Origin of the sequence: Corallococcus sp. CA053C (genome assembly GCF_003611675.1) — a bacterium.
Taxonomy (GTDB): domain Bacteria; phylum Myxococcota; class Myxococcia; order Myxococcales; family Myxococcaceae; genus Corallococcus.
In genome coordinates this window covers 1-1,762 of record NZ_RAWA01000751.1, presented here as the reverse complement: position 1 = coordinate 1,762, position 1,762 = coordinate 1, and the positions used below count along the sequence as shown (strand labels likewise).

Annotated in this window: 1 protein-coding gene and 1 pseudogene; both read left to right on the top strand. The window is 72.5% G+C overall.

Going from position 1 to position 1,762, the window contains the following annotated elements; all coding sequences use genetic code 11:
• A pseudogene (locus D7V97_RS42825) lies at positions 1–492 on the top strand (hypothetical protein); the annotation flags it as partial.
• Between the two features lie 4 nt (positions 493–496).
• Positions 497–1,762, top strand: a 1,266-nt coding sequence (locus tag D7V97_RS42820; protein ID WP_120616246.1) for a hypothetical protein, incomplete at its 3' end; no start/stop codon positions are given.

Sequence of the window (1,762 nt, the reverse complement as noted above, 5' to 3'; positions counted from 1 at the left end):
GTGTTGGGGGACTTCCTCTTCACCATCGTGGGGGCGGTGGTGACGCCCGCGCACACGCTCGTCTTCTCGTCGGGGGACGGGGTGTGGATGCTCAACGGGGAGGTGCACGCGCTGGGCCCGTTCCCGGGCAACGCGCCGCCGTACCTCGCGTATGCGCTGCTGCGCGGGGAGGACGTGCCGCTGGTGTCGCGGGCGCTGGTGCCCACCGACGACGTGCACGCGCTGCTGCTGGGCACGGACGGGGTGGGGGACCTGCTCGGGTTGTCGGAGGCGCGCGTGCCGGAGCGCGATGAGCCGGTGGGCCCGCTGTCGCGGTTCTGGACGGAGGACCGCTACTTCTCGAACCCGGATGCGGTGCGCAGGCGCCTGGCGCAGCTCAACCGCGAGTCGGTGCGCGCGGACTTCGCGGAGCGGCGACTGTTGCGCACGCCGGGGTTGCTGACGGACGACACGTCGCTGGTGGTGCTGCGTCGGCGGATGGGGAGGGCGTGAGGCCATGGACGTCTGGCTCGAAGGCAAGAAGGTGCGGCTCAATCCGCAGCACGCGCTGGGCAAGGGCGGCGAGGCGGATGTGTATGACCTGGGCGATGGGCGGGCCCTCAAGGTCTTCAAGCGGCCCGAGCATCCGGACTACCTGGGCCTGACGCACGAACAGGCCGCCGCGAAGGCGCGGCTCGCGGAGCACCAGCGCAAGCTGCGCGCGTTCCCGCAGGGCCTGCCGACGCGGGTGGTGACGCCGCAGGCGCTGGCCACGGACCGCAAGGGCGTGGAGGTGCTGGGCTATGCGATGCGCAAGCTGGACGGCGTGGAGCCGCTGCGTCGGCTGGGGGAGCCGTCGTTCCGGCGCGCGGGAGGGAAGGCCGCGGACGCGGTGACGGTGCTCGCGGGGCTGCACCGGGTGCTGGGGGCGGTGCATGCGAGCGGCGTGGTGGTGGGGGACTTCAATGACTTGAACGTGCTGGTGGTGGGCACGGACGCGTACCTCATCGACGCGGACAGCTTCCAGTTCGGGCCCTATGTCTGCCCGGTGTTCACCGAGCGGTTCCTGGACCCGCTGCGGCTGGATCCTTCCGCACAGGCGCTGACGCCGGTGCGGCCGGCGACGGTGGAGAGTGATTGGTATGCCTTTGCCGTCACCGTGATGCAGTCCTTGCTGTGCGTGGGGCCGCACGGTGGCATCCACCGGCCGAAGGCGCAGGGGACGCGGCTGAACGCGGTGGCGCGGGTGCTCCAGCGCGTCACCGTGCTCCACGCGGACGTGCAGTACCCGAAGCCCGCGCTGCCCCGGGCCACGCTGCCGGATGACGTGCTGCACCTGTTCCACCAGGTGTTCGTGGAGGACCTTCGCGGCGCGTTCCCGCTGCCGGTGCTGGAGGGGCTGCGCTTCACGGTGTGCGCGTCGTGCGGCGTGGAGCATGCGCGGGGGGCGTGTCCCACGTGTCAGCCGCACGCGACGGCGGCGGCCACGCCGGTGACGGCGGTGCGCGGGCAGGTGGTGGCGACGCGGAAGTTCACCACCCGGGGCGTGGTGGTGCACGCGAGCGCGGACGACGGGGCGGTGCGCTTCGTCTACCACGCGGACGGCGCGTACCGGCGCGAGGACGGGCGCACGGTGATGCGCGGTGGGTTGGATCCGTCGCTGCGCTGGGCGGTGCAGGGGGACGTGACGCTGTTGGGGCAGGGGGGACGGGTGGCGGTGTTCGCGCCGGGCCGGTCGCCGGAGTTCCTGGGGGTGGACACCTGCGAGAACAAGCCCGTGTTC